The organism is Aquimarina sp. 2-A2 (assembly GCF_045505135.1).
GTDB classification, from domain to species: domain Bacteria; phylum Bacteroidota; class Bacteroidia; order Flavobacteriales; family Flavobacteriaceae; genus Aquimarina; species Aquimarina intermedia.
The window spans coordinates 348,786-364,952 of sequence record NZ_JBJKFI010000002.1 but is presented as its reverse complement, the minus strand read 5'-3'; the positions used below and the strand labels follow the sequence as shown (position 1 = coordinate 364,952).

Genomic DNA, 16,167 nt, shown 5'->3' with positions numbered 1-16,167 from the left:
ATTCTATTTATTTCCCCAATGATATTAAGTTTGCAAATAATCTGTACGCTCCGGAAACGCCTGCAGGAAATTCTCTAAAAAAGCTTAAGCCCGTATAGATGTAATTACCTTTTCCATAGGGGGTAACCAATAAACTTCCCTTTTTGGAAGATTCTCCTTTATCATTAATTGCTAAAATGGGACTATATTCTTTGGACCACTCATTTGGAAAATATAGGCCTCTTTCTTGAACCCAACCTTCAAAATCATCGGGTGTTATTTTATTGGGGTAATTAAGTACGGGATGTTTCGGATCGATAAAGGTAACTTTTGCATTCTCATCGGTTACACGATCACGGGAAACATTGATAGGGTAGGGCCCCAGATTTCCATTGACTTTCAATCCTCTATTAGTGTTATACTGGACGATTAGATTCCCTCCGTTCTTCACATAATCGAGCAAGACATCTTGTTTGAATTTTAATTCTTCGACGATATTATAAGCGCGAATTCCCATGACGATGGCGTCAAATTTTGATAAATTATTCGCGGAAATGTCATTGGGTGCGATAGTAGTTACCGTATATCCTACTTGGGCTAAGCTTTGAGGAACCACATCACCAGCACCTTCAATATATCCGATATGCTGACCTTTTCTCTGTATATCTAAACGAACAACCTTGGTTTTTGCCGGCAGTATTACAGTTTGATTAGGTATATGATCGTATGTTATGGATATAAGCTCCTTGTCATATTTTTTTTCATTTACCGTTGCTACCGGTTGAATAAAACCCTCACTTTGATTAGCGGGTGGTGACAACTTAAAAGAAAATTCTTGTACTTGTCCTTTTTGAGTATTGTTAAAAGAATAATTATTGGGTTTCACGGTCCAATCCGGCGGAGTCTCAAGCTGAAGAGTTCCCGATAGATTGTCTTGTTGTGGAAGAAGGTTTACCCGGATCTCTTGTGAATTATTGTTGTTGTAAATGACAACTTTTTCATTTAATGAAACTGCAACCTTTGGTACTACCTCTAAGGGTTGATATACTTCGCCTTGTACAGGATCATTTTTTTTAAATACAATCTCTCTAGCAATTACTAAGCTGTGCTCTCCAATTTTGACAGAAAAGTTAGCTCGTAGATTTTTTAAAGTTTCCGGTTGGCCTATTAACTGTCGGTCTTCAACATTATACATACCCAAGGTTCCCTGTTTGTTAAGCCAATAAGGATTAGTACTTAAGCTGTTTTTGGGGAGGGTTATCTCCTCTGTAAATGTATTCGGTTTATTATTTTCTAAATTTATACCAGCAGTAATTTTTTGAGTTGTAGGGGCTAGCGTTACTTCTTCCAGATAAATAGGTTGTTTGCTTCTATTAATAGCTTCAATCTCAATTTTTAAGGAAGACCCAGGAGTAATAAAATGATTTTCAGCAACTGCTTCGAGATAAAGTCCACTGGCAGCCACTATAATTTCTGTAATTTCATCCAGTTTGATAGTTCGCCAATGCTCATCTTCCAAATTTTTAATTAAGTCATATGCCTCAAGTAATTTAGGAACTGATTTTTCAGGATGATTAAAATCAAATTCCTGCTGAACAGTCGTTAAAAGTTGGTAGAGTGGTTTACCACCTTTAATGCGATTCCATGTGGTATCAATACCTTCAAAAATAGATTCTTTTTTGGTTGGCATAGTACCGTTAATTAGTTCTATATATTCTAAAGTTTCACCCCGGGTTCCTGTACTGCCAAAACCTTGAGATTTATGTTGACTTCTACTCAAAGCGGCAATTTCTGTATTAGAAAGACCAGTTTCGGGGTAGTAGGTCCCCGTATCCAAACTCATAAGTCCTTTTTTATCAGCTTTATCAAATTTTTCCCGACTGCCATAAAACCACCATGAGGTATTAAAGAACTGTCTTGCAGGTTGCCAGGTCTTTGTATATTTTAATTGATCAGAAAACGATTTAGAATCAGCTGCTAACTCATATGCTTCTACGCTAAGCATTGCAGAGGATGTATGATGACCATGTGTTGAACCAGGGCTTCTATGATCAAATCTGTTAATTATTACATCGGGCTTAAATTTTCTAATAGCCCATACAACATCGCTAAGTACGTCTTCCTTATTCCAAATTTCTAATGTTTCATCAGGATGCTTAGAATACCCAAAATCATTGGCTCTGGTGAAGAGTTGCTCACCGCCATCAATCCGTCTTGCTGCGAGTAATTCTTGTGTTCTTATTACTCCTAAAAGTTCCCGTATCTCAGGACCAATTAAATTCTGTCCACCATCTCCACGAGTTAGAGATAAATAGGCCGTTCGAGCGTTTTGTTGGTTTGCCAAATACGAAATTAGACGCGTATTTTCATCATCCGGATGCGCTGCGACATATAAAACAGAACCTAGAAAATTTAGCTTTTCAAGTGCATTATAAATTTCAACGGAATTTAACTTTTTGGGTTGCTGAGCGTTACTATCTGTAATTCCAAGTGATAAGAGGATACAAATCGTAAGATAAAATCGCATAGTAGTAGTGTTTAGGATGTCTTCAAATATATAAAGATATTGAAGGAGCCTTAATGCTTTAAGGATTCTTTAACAATTAAGAAATTGGTAACGCCATTGTGATGTCACTTTTTACGCTCCACAAATTCCAGCTGATCCAACGTAACATTGGTTGTGAAGATACCGTAATTTACTATGGCCTTGTTCTTTTCTATAGTGTCGATAGACCCCACAGATTTTCCATCGATCATACGAACTCGGTCTCCAACCTTAAGCGTAACTTTTGGTTTCTTTATCTCTTCTTTCTGCTCTTTTTTCTTTTCTTCTTTCTTCTTTACACGAATAACCTCTACCTTCTTTTCGACTTCTTTTTCAATCTTTTTTGCAGCTGCTTTTTCCGCATTCTTCTGCTTTAAAGATTGTCTTTTTCGCTTTGAATTTTCTACTTCAACAAGCTTCATGAATTCGTTGATTAAATCACGTTTCTTTTTGTTGTTAAAATATTTTTCACTCAAGTCATTGATTTTCTGCCCTAGATAGATCATTCGTTGATTACTATCATAAAGTTCCTGATAGCTTTCGAGCTTTTGTTGAATACGCTGGTTTGTTTTATCCAGTTTTTCCTTTTCTTCCAAAGCTTTTAGTTCTTTGCTTTTGAGAGAAGAGGTAGTTTTTTCTAGCTTAGATCGTTCTTTTTGCAGATCGGCAATACTTTTGTCAAAACGAATTTTACCACGTTCAACTTTTTTCTTAGCCTTATTGATGAGACTGTAAGGTATTCCGTTTTTTTGTGCTACTTCAAAAGTAAAAGAACTCCCTGCTTCACCTAAATGTAATTTGAATCTTGGTTCCAATGTTTTTGCATCAAATAGCATATTGGCATTTGACATATAAGGCAGTTCATTAGCTAACATTTTTAGATTAGCATAGTGGGTGGTTATAATCCCGAAGGATTCACGTTCATAGAAAACTTCTAGAAATGCTTCTGCCAGTGCGCCTCCAAGTTCAGGATCACTACCTGTACCAAATTCGTCAATTAGAAATAGGGTTTTATCACCACATTTTCTTAAAAAATACTTCATATTTTTAAGACGGTAGCTATAGGTGCTCAAATGGTTCTCAATGGATTGGTTATCACCGATATCAGTAAGAATCGTATCAAAAAGACATACTCGGCTGTACTCATGTACAGGGATGAGCATACCACTTTGTAACATGAGCTGTAATAGTCCTATAGTTTTAAGCGTGATACTTTTACCACCCGCATTGGGACCAGAAATTACTATGATACGGTTGTTTTCATCCAAGGTTATACTTTGCGGAAAAGTTTTTTCACCTTTGGCTTTATTATTAAGGTATAATAAAGGATGATATGCATCTTTTAATTGAAGTTCTCTGGTTTTGGAAATCTGTGGTAATATCGCATCCAGTTTTTTGGCAAATTTAGTCTTTGCTGCAACGATGTCGATGTCACTTAAATATTCCTGATAATCAATTAACAATTCACTATGTGGTCTTAGTTGATCGGTAAGCGCTTTTAAAATCTTAACGACTTCTTCGCGCTCTTCATATTCGAGGTTAGCAAGTTCTCTGCTATATTGTAGCGTGGCTTCAGGTTCGATGTATACGATACTCCCTGTTTTAGAGTTTCCCATGATAGCGCCCTTGACCTTACGTCGGTACATGGCTTTTACAGCAAGTACTCTCCGGTTGTCAACTACGCTTTCCTTGATTTCATCAAGGTACCCCAGATTATTATATCTCCCTAAATCTCTTCCAAAACTTCCATTTAATTTGCCTTGAACAGCGTTGATGTCCTTTCTTAAATTTGCTAAAACCGGGGATGCATCATCTTTTATTTCGCCAAACTTATCCAACACCGATGTTATTAATTTGTGAATGATATCGGTAAAAGCTACAAGTGAAGAGCGGTCAAAGAGTGTAGGATACAGTTCTTGACGTTTTTTAAAAAAGGCTAGTAATACGTTAGCTGTATCACTTAATCCAACTAATTTCTTAAGATTGAAAGCTTCAAGAAAAGCGTTTTCGATTTTTAAAAGTTTTAATTCCCCATCGATGGTGTCAAATCCGTGATTAGGGATACGACTCTCTTGAAGGTAGGAACTTTTATATTCATTTACTTGATATAAAGCAGCTCTACGTTCTAAAGAAGTTTTAAAAGGTTTAATATGTTGAGCCTTGAGTTTACCTTGATCTGTGGTACATAATTGGGTAATATGCTCCAAAATCGTGTCAAATTCAAGATCTTGTAATGTTTTATCAGAAATGCGAATCATATAGTTGTAGCGCCCCTTTTTTTAAATTATCTTCAGGCTTGGAAATTAACAGATACAAAAATAAACAAATCCCATTATTATACAGCTGATATATGGACGTAAAAATTGAAAAGAGTTGGAAGCAAATTTTGCAAAAAGAGTTTTCAAAACCCTACTTTGGAATTTTGAGTGATTTTGTTAAAACTGAATATTCAAATTATACCTGTTACCCAAAAGGGAGCGATGTTTTTTCTGCTTTTGAATATTGTCCATTTGATGATGTGAAAGTAGTTATTATTGGCCAGGATCCATATCATGGGGTTGATCAGGCTAATGGACTTTGCTTTTCTGTACACGATCACATCGCAAAACCGCCTTCTTTGATAAACATTTTTAAAGAAATAGAGGAGGATCTTCAAATTAAACCACCGGAGACAGGTAATTTGGAACGTTGGGCTAAGCAGGGAGTTCTTTTATTAAATGCAACCCTTACAGTTCGCGCGCATGAAGCGGGTTCTCACCAGAAAAAAGGTTGGGAACAATTTACAGATGCTGTTATTGGAGAAGTATCCAAAAAAAAAGAAAACGTAGTGTTTCTTCTTTGGGGAGGCTATGCTCACAAGAAGGGAAAAAAAATAGATGTGTCCAAGCATAAGGTTTTAAAAAGCGGACATCCCTCACCATTAAGTGCGAATCGCGGATATTGGTTTGGTAATAAGCATTTCAGTCAGGTAAACGAATATCTCGAAACTATAGGTAAAACGCCTATCGAGTGGTAGTTAAGCTGCTTTAGCGATTTCTATATCTTTTGCTACTGTAGGAGCTACTTTTGTGGTGCGCATTTTTTTCTGAGGTTTTTTATTGTCTCCTTCTACAGATTGAATACTAAACTTCAATAAGATAAAATTGATCAATAAAAGACCACCAAGAATGCATAAAAACGTTGCCATAATATTTTGTTTATTATTAATTAGATACTTAAACTACAATATGGTTGCGTGTACGTTAGTAAAATATTTTTGGGGTAATGGTGTGCAAATTTAATATTAAAATTCATTTATTAAAGAATTACAACAATTAATTTTAATAGCGTAGTATTTTAAGTTCGTCTAAGGTTCAGTTGAACTTGTTAGATATCTAAAACTATACCATTATAATAAACCAACAATTATTATCTCTAACAAATGAACCTTACGATATGACAAATAAATAAAAAGATGTCAATTTAATCTACTGAATTACAACTTCTTGTGTGTTTTGTTTTTAGAATTGAAATACTATCTATTTGACAATATGTACTATATCAGATGCAGGTAACGTATTCTTTATGATATCTAGTTGTAATAATTTTTTTTGTACGTTTTCCAATATATGTGGAGAAAGTGTGGATTGACTCCACGTAGTTAAGTCCAACCATTTTTGTATATCGGATAATTTTTGATTGTAGCGTGCTGCTAAGAGTTTATCAATGTCCTTACGGTTTTTGAAATTTTGTGTTTCGTCATTAATAACTCTTAAAATTGTTTTTACCTCTTGTGCGTTGCTTATAAGAACTTCTTCCCGTACAGCAATAACAAAACAAGGCCAAGGAGTAGGGCAGTCCCCTATATGACGAAAAGTACCATCATCAACTAAGGGTTTTGTAGTAAAATGTTCCCACATAAAATAATCCGAAGTTTTGTTTGCTAAGGAATTTACGGCACCATCTAAATTTTTGACTACTTCAAATTTTAAATTATCTGTTTTCCAATTATTATTTTCGGCATTCACATATGCCATCAAATGAGAACCGGATCCATACCGACTTATGGCTGCAGTTTTATTTTCTAAATCTGCAATATTGGTATACGGAGCATTAGCATCGACATGGATTCCCCAAATTAATGGAGATTCAATGTAGGTTTGTACAATTTTGGAAGGGTTACCCTCTATGCGATCTTTGATTATACCTTCGGTTAAGATGATCGCCATATCAATCTTTTTCTCCCGTAGTGCCTGGCACATAGCACCTGTACCGCCTGGAAAATCTTTCCAATTCAGGTCGATACCTTGCTCGGTAAAATGACCCTCTTCAATCATAAGATGCCATGGTAAATTAAAATGTTCTGGTACGCCGCCTACGGTAATTTGCTTCATGATAGTGTACTTAATTAGCTATATTTTTGTATTTAATCGATTTTAAATGCTTAAAATCGATTAAATTAATAATTTTAAATTATATTTGGAGTATTATTCTTATTCAAGAGGTTGTGTCCTCTTATCTTTTAAAACCAATAGTATGATCAAAAATTACATTAAGAATACATCCATTATTTTCAAAGAATTTAAATTAAAGAATATTTCAATTGAGATTGGTGTAATCATTATAGTAGCAATGCTTTTAATTACTAACTTACTGGTTAGTTTGCAAGTTTTGTTTGGTTAGAATACGATCTTAATCCGCATGTATTTCGGATAGATATTTTATAATTTCATATTGAGATCTAATAGCTTTTTCTCCTTCATTTCGAATCATGTACTCATTAGTCTCCTCTGCATCTTGATACCTGGCTTTCACGTTATCATTAAGCTGAATGTTTAAGATAGTTTGTAATTCATTCTTTAATTTAGAACTCAGTATAGGAGTTAAAACTTCAATACGATTATCCAAATTTCTAGTCATCCAGTCGGCACTACCCATGTATAGAATGGGGTCTCCAGCAGACTTAAATTCATAAATCCTACCATGTTCTAGAAAACGATCCAATATACTAGTGATGGTAATATTCTCGCTAATACCATCGAGACCCGGTACTAAACACGAAAACCCTCTGACTAATAAGTCTATTTGAACCCCCGACTGACTAGCATCGTAGAGCTTGTTGATTATTTTTTGATCTTCTAAACTATTTAGTTTTGCTTTTATGCCCGAGGGCTTTCCATTTTTTGCATTCTCAATTTCTAAATCAATGAGATTTTCAAACGTTGATCTTGTGTTGAAAGGAGAAATTAAAAGTTGTTTTGGTTTAGGAAAGATCATTTTACCCGAAAGTATTTTGAATACTTGGGATAGATCTTTTGTTATTTTTGAATTTGCGGTAAATAGCCCGTGATCACAGTATATTTTGGACGTTTTTGCATTAAAATTTCCAGTTCCTATATACCCATATTTTACAGTCTTATCGTTCTCTTTTCTTTTAACGAGTAAAATTTTTGAATGTACTTTTATCTTTGGATAACTATAAAATACATTTGCTCCCTTTTCTTCAAATTTCTTACCCCATTTGAGATTATTTTCTTCATCAAATCTTGCTTTAGCTTCCACAAAAACGGTAAGTTTTTTTCCATTGTCTAGAGCATTAAGAAGTGCTGTTGTTAGTGCAGACTCATCGGCAACCCGATATAATGAAATTTGAATTTGAATTACATATGGATCACTAGCCGCCTGGTTAATGAAATTTTGAACATAATCGAATGACATGTATGGGAAATGAACCATTTGATCTTCTTTACGAATGATATCGAAGTAATTTTTCCCTGATTCAAACGCGCTATGTTTTATTGTCTTTAATTCCGGATGGGATAAAGTAGGATTATTTTTTGGATTAGGAAAAGTAAAGAAATCACTAAAATTATGATACTTACCTCCTGGCATCATATCCACCTTGCCCAATCCCAAAGCATATCTTAAGTCTTTCTTAACAGCTTTAGGCATTTTTGTGTCGTAAAGTAATCTCGTAGCTTGGCCATCTTTGCGTCGGTTCAAAGATTTTTTTATTTTCTCGGCAAGAACCCCTTCAAACTCATCTTCTATATATAATTCGGCATCTCTTGATAATTTGATCTCGTAGCAATCGCTAATTTCCTCTTCATCAAAAAGTTGACTGATATTCGCTTTTATAATATCATCTATAAAAGTGATATAAATTTTTTCATTTTCTGATGGAAAACAAACAAATCGTCCTATCTCTTCGGTGGGCAAATTTACTATTCCCAGATTTTTAGATTCCTTGAAGGTCACTACAAAGTAAAGGGAGTTGTTATCCAAAAAAACTGATTCTTCCTGAGAGGGTAAAAAAGTTTTTGCTTCAATATGTGGTAATACCTTTCTTATAAAAAATTCGGTTGCATACGCTGACTGATTAAAATCGAATTTTTTTTCCGAAACTAAATAAATCTTATTCGTTGCTAGTTCAGGAATAAGCTCCCGATAAAAAATATGGCCAAAACGTTCTTGCTGTTCCTTGACTCTGTTAAGTATTTCTTTAACTTGTTTATTTGGTTTTAATGCGAGCCTTTTTCGAATTTTCTTATCAATTTTTTTAATTTGACGTAATCGTGATACCCTTACTCTAAAATATTCATCTAAATTGGAGGAAAATATTGCCAAAAACTTTAAACGTTCATATAACGGATTTTTCTCATCTTCGGCCTCCTGTAATACACGCTCATTAAAACTTAACCAATTAAGATCTCTGTGTTTGTAAGGATATTTGTCTATCATATATTTAATTCAAATTGCAACAGCCTGTAAATCATCAATAATGTATCGCACTTAATGCCTCAATAGAAACGTCAAAATACTAACTTGCAAATTACAAGTTCAGAAATGTTTTCCTTATAAGGTTACGTTAAATTCTAATTAGAGTAGTGCAATTTTGTCTAAAGCATAGCGAATTAAACGATCGATAGTTTTTGTCGAATCCTTGCTAAAATCTCCGGTTGCTCTATTAGCAACAATCGCATTAAGTGATATTGCTTTGTGACCTAACAATTTTGATAATCCATAAATACCGGCAGTCTCCATTTCTAGATTGGTAATTTTTAAATTATTATCAGTAAAACTAGTTATTTTATCATTTAGTGATGCATCCTGCAGAGGTAAGCGTAAGACTCTGCCTTGCGGACCATAAAATCCAACATTGGTTATAGTAACACCTTGTTGTATGGTGTCATCGATAAAATGAGACAATAGCTCCTGGTCGGCTTCTACTGCATAGGGTGAAGATTTATCTTGAGCCCAATCCAAATGAGTTTGTAATGCTTGAGAAAGCGATTGATTTTGCACGTGTTTACTATCATAAAAATGGAGCAAACTATCAAAACCAATTCCGTAACCGGATGCAATAAAACTATCAACTGCAATATTTGATTGAATAGCTCCGGATGTTCCTATTCTTATGATAGTTAAGGGTTTAAAAGTATCTTTTTTAGTCCTGGTTTTTAAGTCCAAATTTACCAAGGCGTCTAGTTCGTTTAAAACTATATCAATATTGTCAGTCCCTATTCCGGTAGAGATAACAGATATTTTTTTGCCTTTGTATGAACCGGTTTGCGTATGAAATTCTCTTTTTCGTACTACATAATCAATAGTGTCAAAGTATTTAGTAACCTCTTCTACACGATCCGGATCACCAACAGTAATAATCGTCGATGCTAGTTGTTCAGGTAATAAATTGAGATGATATATACTCCCATCGGAGTTGAGTATTAATTCTGATTCTGCTATTTTCATATTATAATTTCATCAAATTACGTGTATCAGTATTATATAAATAATGATATTTGTTAACGCCACCGTAGTACCAATCGGCAGCTGTGGTATTGTAAAAATTCTTTTTTTCTTGTAGGGCTAATTTTCCTCTTTCAGATAAGATTAATTGGTCTCCGGTTTGATCTAGAAATTGAAAAAGTTTAGCAATAATTCTTTTCATTTGCATATCACCATATCCATAAAACCCCTGATACTCTAAAGCATATCCCATAAGTTGTTTCATGTTTCTGATTTGATAGGTGTCAATCATTTTCAGAATATTAGTTTCTAGGGTATTTAACCCGGATTTGGCATTCGGAAAACGTTCCAAATGTGCTCTTAGACATATTGATAAATACTCAAAAGAAGACGAAGCTTTAATTTGTCCTGCAATCTTATTCGGGTTTTCCTCACAGTATAAGGTCCAGATGTGTGAGGCTAATTGTAAATCATCAACCGTAAGTTGCTTTTTATTTTTAAAGTGGGTGATTAGCTGTGAATCGTTCAATTCATTAAGCCCAAAACATTTAGATTCACCCTCTATACGACCACTGCAGACTAGAAATATTGGTACTTTTTCAAATCCTTTACGCAATAAAAGACTTATGGCTGCTACCATATTCATATGACAAAATAAATCATATTCGAACCATAAAATTACCTCCTTATAGCGTTTACGATCGTCCAATTTTGACAGTTGCGAAACAAATTTTTGCTCATAATCATTTGGCGTTATTCTATAATATTTTTCTAAAAATTCTTTTCTATTTTGAAGTGACTCTAACGATTCAGTACGAATAAGGGTAGGACCTTCACATAGCATTTCTCTCCAAACAAAACAATCTCCATCAATTAATGCAAGTTGATGGAGACGATCTGTTAAGCTATCACCATTGGTAATATGTAATATGTCCTTTGTCAAAGTATTTACTTTCTTAAACTGTTATATGCAACACCTTCGTTATTATAGTTATCCACCAACGCGTTTTACATTGAATCCTTTTTCTTTCAAAATTTCCATAATCTGACTACGATAATCACCTTGGATGATGATTTGGTCATTTTTAAAACTTCCTCCAACACCCAAAGTAGTTTTAAGTTCTTTGGCAAGCTTCTTAAAATCACTGTCTGCTCCGGTATACCCTTCTAATATAGTAATAGGTTTACCTTTACGTTTTTCATACTTACAAAGAATAGGATCGTCTTGTAACCAAAGTTTATTTTCTTTAGCCATTGTCTTTTCTTCATCTTCAGACACTTCATGATCCGGAAAAAGATTTTTTAATTGATCCTTTAAATCCATATGCGCACAAATTATTTTTTGATAAGTCCGATTTCGACAAGACGTTGGTGCAAAAATTCACCTGCAGTAATATTTTCGTATTGTTTGGGGTTATCTTCTGAAATACATTCTTCCAAACAATTTAATTTCATCTCACTGCGAGGATGCATAAAAAACGGAATAGAATATCTTGGATTGGACCATTCTTCTTTAGGAGGGTTCACAACTCTATGAATCGTAGATCGCAGTTTATTATTAGTCAGTCGTTCTAACATATCCCCTACATTAATTACTAATTCATCTTCTTCTGGGATAGCATCAATCCACTCACCATCTTTGCGTTGTACCTGCAATCCACCTGTGGAGGCTCCCATTAGTAATGTTATTAAATTTATATCCCCGTGGGCTCCTGCTCTCACAGCACCTTTAGGTTCTTCGGTAATTGGAGGATAATGGATAGGACGCAGTATACTGTTACCGTTACTAGCCCAGTGGTCAAAGTAAAACTCATCTAAACCAATATAAATAGCTAAGGCTCTCAAAACGTAAATTCCTGTTTTTTCTAGCATACGATATGCTTCCATACCGGTATGATTAAAGTCCATCAATTCTTCAACCTTAACATTTTCAGGATACTTTTCAATTAGGTTAGCATCTTCTGTGGGTTCTTGACCAAAATGCCAAAACTCTTTTAAATCCCCTTCTTTTTTTCCTTTAGCATGCTCTTTTCCAAAGGAGATATAACCACGTTGACCACCAAGGCCTTCAATCTCATATTTCTTTTTTGTTTCTACAGGAAGTGCAAAAAAGGAGGTAACTTCTTTATACAATTCGTCGACCAGAGCATCGCTTAAAAAATGATTTTTTAAAGCAACAAAACCAATTTCCTCGTATGCCTTACCTATTTCATTGACAAACTTCTCTTTACGGCTTTTATCTTCTGATAGGAAGTCCGCAAGATCTACACTTGGTATATTATTCATGCTATTATAATTATAATTTGAAACGAAAATAACTGTATTTTGATAAAACCACACCATGTTCACATAAAATTATGGACTAGTTTAGTATAGTATTATGTACGGGTGTTCACAGTATAGATTTGTTAGGATTATAAATTTACTTAATTAAGATTGTCTAACGATGGTATTTAACATGTAGTTAATACTAACGAATTTGTATATATTAGTAGGTATAAACAATTAATAGTTTTTAATTTATTTTTTTATGCATTAACTATCTTATTGTGTAAACACTGCAACCGTCAATCATACTTTATGAAGCTACAAAATAATCAAGTCAAAACATCGTACCCGTTGATACCATATGAATTGGATACTTCTATATTTACAAATGATCTATTGCTGAGTTTATATGAGAAAATGCTGCTTTCCAGAAGTATTGAAGAAAAAATGCTCATTTTGCTACGTCAGGGTAAAGTTTCTAAGTGGTTTAGTGGTATAGGACAAGAAGCCGTTTCTGTAGGTATCACATTAGCTATGGACGCTGAAGAGTACATCCTCCCTATGCATCGTAATTTGGGTGTGTTTACATCCAGAGATATTCCATTACACCGACTTTTTAGTCAGTGGCAAGGTAAAGCAAGTGGATTTACAAAGGGAAGAGATCGATCCTTTCATTTTGGCACTCAGAATTATAAAATAATAGGAATGATTTCTCACTTAGGACCTCAACTCGGAGTCGCCTGCGGTATCGCTTTAAGTGATAAAATCAATAATATTGAACGTGTAACAGCTGTTTTTACGGGGGACGGTGGGAGCAGTGAAGGAGATTTTCACGAAGCTTTAAATATAGCTTCTGTATGGCAACTTCCTGTGTTGTTCTGTATTGAAAATAACGGTTATGGCTTATCGACTCCGCTATCAGAACAATATAACTGCAAGGATCTGGCAGACCGCGGAGTTGGTTATGGGATGGAGTCTCATATTATTGACGGAAACAATATTCTGGAAGTTTATAAGAAAGTTAAGGAATTGGCAATTGACCTCCGTAAAAATCCCAGACCTGTATTGCTGGAATTTAAAACATTTAGGGTACGCGGACATGAGGAAGCGAGTGGAACTAAGTATGTTCCTGAAGAAGAGTTGTCATTTTGGAAAGCGAAGGATCCTCTGTTGAATTTTGAGCATTTCCTTCAAAAAGAAGGTGTTTTAAATGAAGAAATGAAAAGTGATTACAGCAACCAGATACAGTCCAAAATTGATGCAGATTGGAAGGTTGCAAACGATGAATCGGCTATTACATCGACGGATGAAGCAGAATTAAAGGATGTTTTTAAAGATTTTTCATCGATAATTGACCCACCCGATACAGCTATAAAAGAAAAACGATTTATTGATGCGATATCTGAAGGATTGTATCAATCGATGGAAAAATACCCTGAACTTATTATAATGGGTCAGGATATAGCAGCTTATGGGGGCGTATTTAAGATCACAGACAATTTTGTCGCTCGCTTTGGAAACGATAGAGTACGTAATACGCCGATTTGCGAATCGGCTATTATTGCGGCAGGATATGGTTATGGACTTAATAAAGGAAAGGCTGTGGTAGAAATGCAGTTTGCGGACTTCGTGACATCAGGTTTTAATCCAATCGTCAATTTACTCGCTAAATCACATTATCGTTGGGGTCAGACTGCAGATGTTGTAATACGATTGCCTTGTGGTGGTGGCGTAGGGGCCGGACCTTTTCACAGTCAGACAAATGAAGCCTGGTTTACCAAAACACCAGGACTAAAGGTAATATATCCAGCTTTCCCGTTTGATGCCAAGGGCTTATTAAATCGAGCTATATCGGATCCAAATCCCGTATTATTTTTTGAGCATAAGGGATTGTATCGTACCATAAAACAAGAGATACCGGAGGCATATTATGAATTACCGATCGGAGAAGCAGCCCTACTTAAAGAGGGGACTCAGATAACCGTAATTAGTTATGGAGCCGGAGTACATTGGGCTATCGAAGTATTAAATGGATATGAAGAAATAGCTGCTGATATTATTGATTTAAGAACGCTACAGCCTTTGGATACTCAAACCATTTACAAATCGGTAAATAAAACAGGCAAAGTAATCATTTTACAAGAAGATAGTTTGTTTGGAGGCATTGCATCAGAAATTGCTGCAATGATTATGGAAAACTGCTTTGAGTCTTTGGATGCTCCCGTTAAGCGCATTGGGAGTCTGGATACACCAATTCCTTTTGATGCCGGATTAGAAGAAAATTATCTGGCAAAATCAAGATTTGAAAATGCTTTGATTGAACTAGTACAATTTTGATAAATATCTTGATATAATTAGAATCGTTAAAGTTATCTAAAGAAGGTTGTGTTATTTTCTTGTTAATTAAAGCTAAAAGTTGTTTAAATACTACAAATTTGATCGATCAATAATTAACTGATTTTTAATTATTTATACAATACTGCTCGATGAAGGGGTATAAAATGGTGCTGAGATACTAATGCGAAAGTTTTAAGTAATTTTGGGACTTGATTGACTCAGTTGTCTAATCTATTGTGATATGTTAATTTCGCACCAAGCGTTTGTAAATCTACATGCGTTATTGGGAACTAAATTTTTAAAATGAATACTAAACAACTAGAAGTATTACGTGCATCAAAAATACTTGTGACAGGTGCAGCGGGTTTTATAGGGTCTAATTTATGCGAACATTTGTTAGGGTTAGGAAGCTCAGTTGTAGGTTTGGATAATTTTGCAACAGGTCATAAAAAAAATATAGCTCATTTAGAAAATGATGAAAACTTCAGTTTTATAGAAGGAGATATTAGAGATATCGAGGATTGTAAAAAAGCATGTATCAATGTTGATTATGTGCTCCATGAAGCGGCTTTAGGTTCTGTTCCGAGATCAATTAATGATCCAATTACCAGTAATGATGTGAATGTTAGTGGTTTTTTAAATATGTTGGTAGCAGCAAATAATGCCGGAGTAAAACGCTTCATATACGCAGCTAGTTCTTCAACATATGGTGATTCTAAAAATATGCCAAAAGTAGAAGATGTTATAGGGAAACCTTTGTCACCTTATGCGATAACAAAATATGTAAATGAGCTCTATGCAGATAACTTTAAAAAAACATATGGCTTGGATACCGTAGGGCTTAGGTATTTTAATGTTTTTGGCCGCAAGCAAGATCCGCAAGGGGCGTACGCCGCGGTGATACCGAAGTTCGTAATGCAGTTTATGAATCACGAGGCACCGACTATTAACGGAGATGGTTCTTTTTCACGAGATTTTACATACATAGATAATGTGATACAGATGAATCTACTTGCTATAACTACGGAGAATAAAGAGGCACTCAATAATGTTTATAATACTGCCTATGGAGAGCGAACATCTCTCAATGAATTAGTTAGTTTACTAAAAGAATATCTCGCTGAATTTGATCCGGAAATCGCTTCTATTGAGGTGGTGAATGGTCCTGAAAGAAAAGGAGATGTACCACATTCATTAGCGTCTGTCGATAAGGCTAAACGACTATTAGATTATGACCCTAAGTTCGATATAAAAACAGGGCTTAAAGAAGCTGTTTCCTGGTATTGGGAGAATCTCAGGTAATTGCATCA

Annotated in this window: 12 protein-coding genes; 3 read left to right on the top strand and 9 right to left on the bottom strand. The window is 34.9% G+C overall.

The window, feature by feature from the left end; genetic code table 11:
- Positions 1-7: 7 nt before the first annotated feature.
- On the bottom strand, positions 8-2,506 hold the full coding sequence (locus ACJRPK_RS07035) for a PIG-L family deacetylase (RefSeq protein WP_407139228.1): 2,499 nt from the start codon (positions 2,504-2,506) through the stop codon (positions 8-10).
- 104 nt (positions 2,507-2,610) lie between these two features.
- Complete coding sequence (locus tag ACJRPK_RS07030; RefSeq protein ID WP_407139227.1) at positions 2,611-4,782, bottom strand: endonuclease MutS2; 2,172 nt, start codon at positions 4,780-4,782, stop codon at positions 2,611-2,613.
- Positions 4,783-4,874: 92 nt separating this feature from the next.
- On the opposite strand from ACJRPK_RS07030, the gene ACJRPK_RS07025 reads away from it, so the two are divergent.
- The gene (locus tag ACJRPK_RS07025) at positions 4,875-5,540 is read left to right on the top strand and encodes a uracil-DNA glycosylase (RefSeq protein ID WP_407139226.1); all 666 of its coding nucleotides are present in this window, start codon (positions 4,875-4,877) and stop codon (positions 5,538-5,540) included.
- On the opposite strand, the gene ACJRPK_RS07020 is transcribed toward ACJRPK_RS07025, so the two are convergent.
- The 7 genes from ACJRPK_RS07020 to ACJRPK_RS06990 all read right to left on the bottom strand — a co-directional run bounded on the left by ACJRPK_RS07020 (position 5,541) and on the right by ACJRPK_RS06990 (position 12,538).
- A complete protein-coding gene (locus tag ACJRPK_RS07020; protein ID WP_170251770.1) occupies positions 5,541-5,711 on the bottom strand; it encodes a hypothetical protein in 171 nt (56 codons plus the stop codon).
- A gap of 331 nt (positions 5,712-6,042) precedes the next feature.
- Entirely contained in the window at positions 6,043-6,897 is an 855-nt protein-coding gene (locus tag ACJRPK_RS07015) for a substrate-binding domain-containing protein (RefSeq protein WP_407139225.1), read from the bottom strand.
- Between the two features lie 298 nt (positions 6,898-7,195).
- Positions 7,196-9,244 (bottom strand): polyphosphate kinase 1, encoded by a 2,049-nt coding sequence (gene ppk1 / locus ACJRPK_RS07010; RefSeq protein WP_407139224.1) that lies wholly within the window; start codon positions 9,242-9,244, stop codon positions 7,196-7,198.
- A gap of 138 nt (positions 9,245-9,382) precedes the next feature.
- Positions 9,383-10,255 (bottom strand): nucleoside phosphorylase, encoded by an 873-nt coding sequence (locus tag ACJRPK_RS07005; protein WP_407139223.1) that lies wholly within the window; start codon positions 10,253-10,255, stop codon positions 9,383-9,385.
- A gap of 1 nt (position 10,256) precedes the next feature.
- Positions 10,257-11,195 (bottom strand): DUF1835 domain-containing protein, encoded by a 939-nt coding sequence (locus ACJRPK_RS07000; protein WP_407139222.1) that lies wholly within the window; start codon positions 11,193-11,195, stop codon positions 10,257-10,259.
- A 48-nt stretch (positions 11,196-11,243) separates the two neighbouring features.
- Positions 11,244-11,576, bottom strand: coding sequence for a translation initiation factor (locus tag ACJRPK_RS06995; RefSeq protein ID WP_407139221.1), 333 nt, complete (start codon positions 11,574-11,576; stop codon positions 11,244-11,246).
- A gap of 11 nt (positions 11,577-11,587) precedes the next feature.
- On the bottom strand, positions 11,588-12,538 hold the full coding sequence (locus ACJRPK_RS06990) for an isopenicillin N synthase family dioxygenase (RefSeq protein WP_407139220.1): 951 nt from the start codon (positions 12,536-12,538) through the stop codon (positions 11,588-11,590).
- A 294-nt stretch (positions 12,539-12,832) separates the two neighbouring features.
- Between ACJRPK_RS06990 and ACJRPK_RS06985 the strand changes: the two genes are divergently transcribed.
- Together ACJRPK_RS06985 and ACJRPK_RS06980 are read left to right on the top strand one after the other, a co-directional pair.
- Positions 12,833-14,857 (top strand): thiamine pyrophosphate-dependent enzyme, encoded by a 2,025-nt coding sequence (locus ACJRPK_RS06985; protein WP_407139219.1) that lies wholly within the window; start codon positions 12,833-12,835, stop codon positions 14,855-14,857.
- A gap of 303 nt (positions 14,858-15,160) precedes the next feature.
- Complete coding sequence (locus ACJRPK_RS06980; protein WP_407139218.1) at positions 15,161-16,159, top strand: SDR family oxidoreductase; 999 nt, start codon at positions 15,161-15,163, stop codon at positions 16,157-16,159.
- Positions 16,160-16,167 lie beyond the last annotated feature (8 nt).

Coding starts and splice junctions, on each gene's coding strand:
- ACJRPK_RS07035 (WP_407139228.1), bottom strand. CDS start 2,506: ATGCGATTTTATCTTACGATTTGTATCCTCTTATCACTTGGAATTACA.
- ACJRPK_RS07030 (WP_407139227.1), bottom strand. CDS start 4,782: ATGATTCGCATTTCTGATAAAACATTACAAGATCTTGAATTTGACACG.
- ACJRPK_RS07025 (WP_407139226.1), top strand. CDS start 4,875: ATGGACGTAAAAATTGAAAAGAGTTGGAAGCAAATTTTGCAAAAAGAG.
- ACJRPK_RS07020 (WP_170251770.1), bottom strand. CDS start 5,711: ATGGCAACGTTTTTATGCATTCTTGGTGGTCTTTTATTGATCAATTTT.
- ACJRPK_RS07015 (WP_407139225.1), bottom strand. CDS start 6,897: ATGAAGCAAATTACCGTAGGCGGCGTACCAGAACATTTTAATTTACCA.
- ppk1 (WP_407139224.1), bottom strand. CDS start 9,244: ATGATAGACAAATATCCTTACAAACACAGAGATCTTAATTGGTTAAGT.
- ACJRPK_RS07005 (WP_407139223.1), bottom strand. CDS start 10,255: ATGAAAATAGCAGAATCAGAATTAATACTCAACTCCGATGGGAGTATA.
- ACJRPK_RS06995 (WP_407139221.1), bottom strand. CDS start 11,576: ATGGATTTAAAGGATCAATTAAAAAATCTTTTTCCGGATCATGAAGTG.
- ACJRPK_RS06990 (WP_407139220.1), bottom strand. CDS start 12,538: ATGAATAATATACCAAGTGTAGATCTTGCGGACTTCCTATCAGAAGAT.
- ACJRPK_RS06985 (WP_407139219.1), top strand. CDS start 12,833: ATGAAGCTACAAAATAATCAAGTCAAAACATCGTACCCGTTGATACCA.
- ACJRPK_RS06980 (WP_407139218.1), top strand. CDS start 15,161: ATGAATACTAAACAACTAGAAGTATTACGTGCATCAAAAATACTTGTG.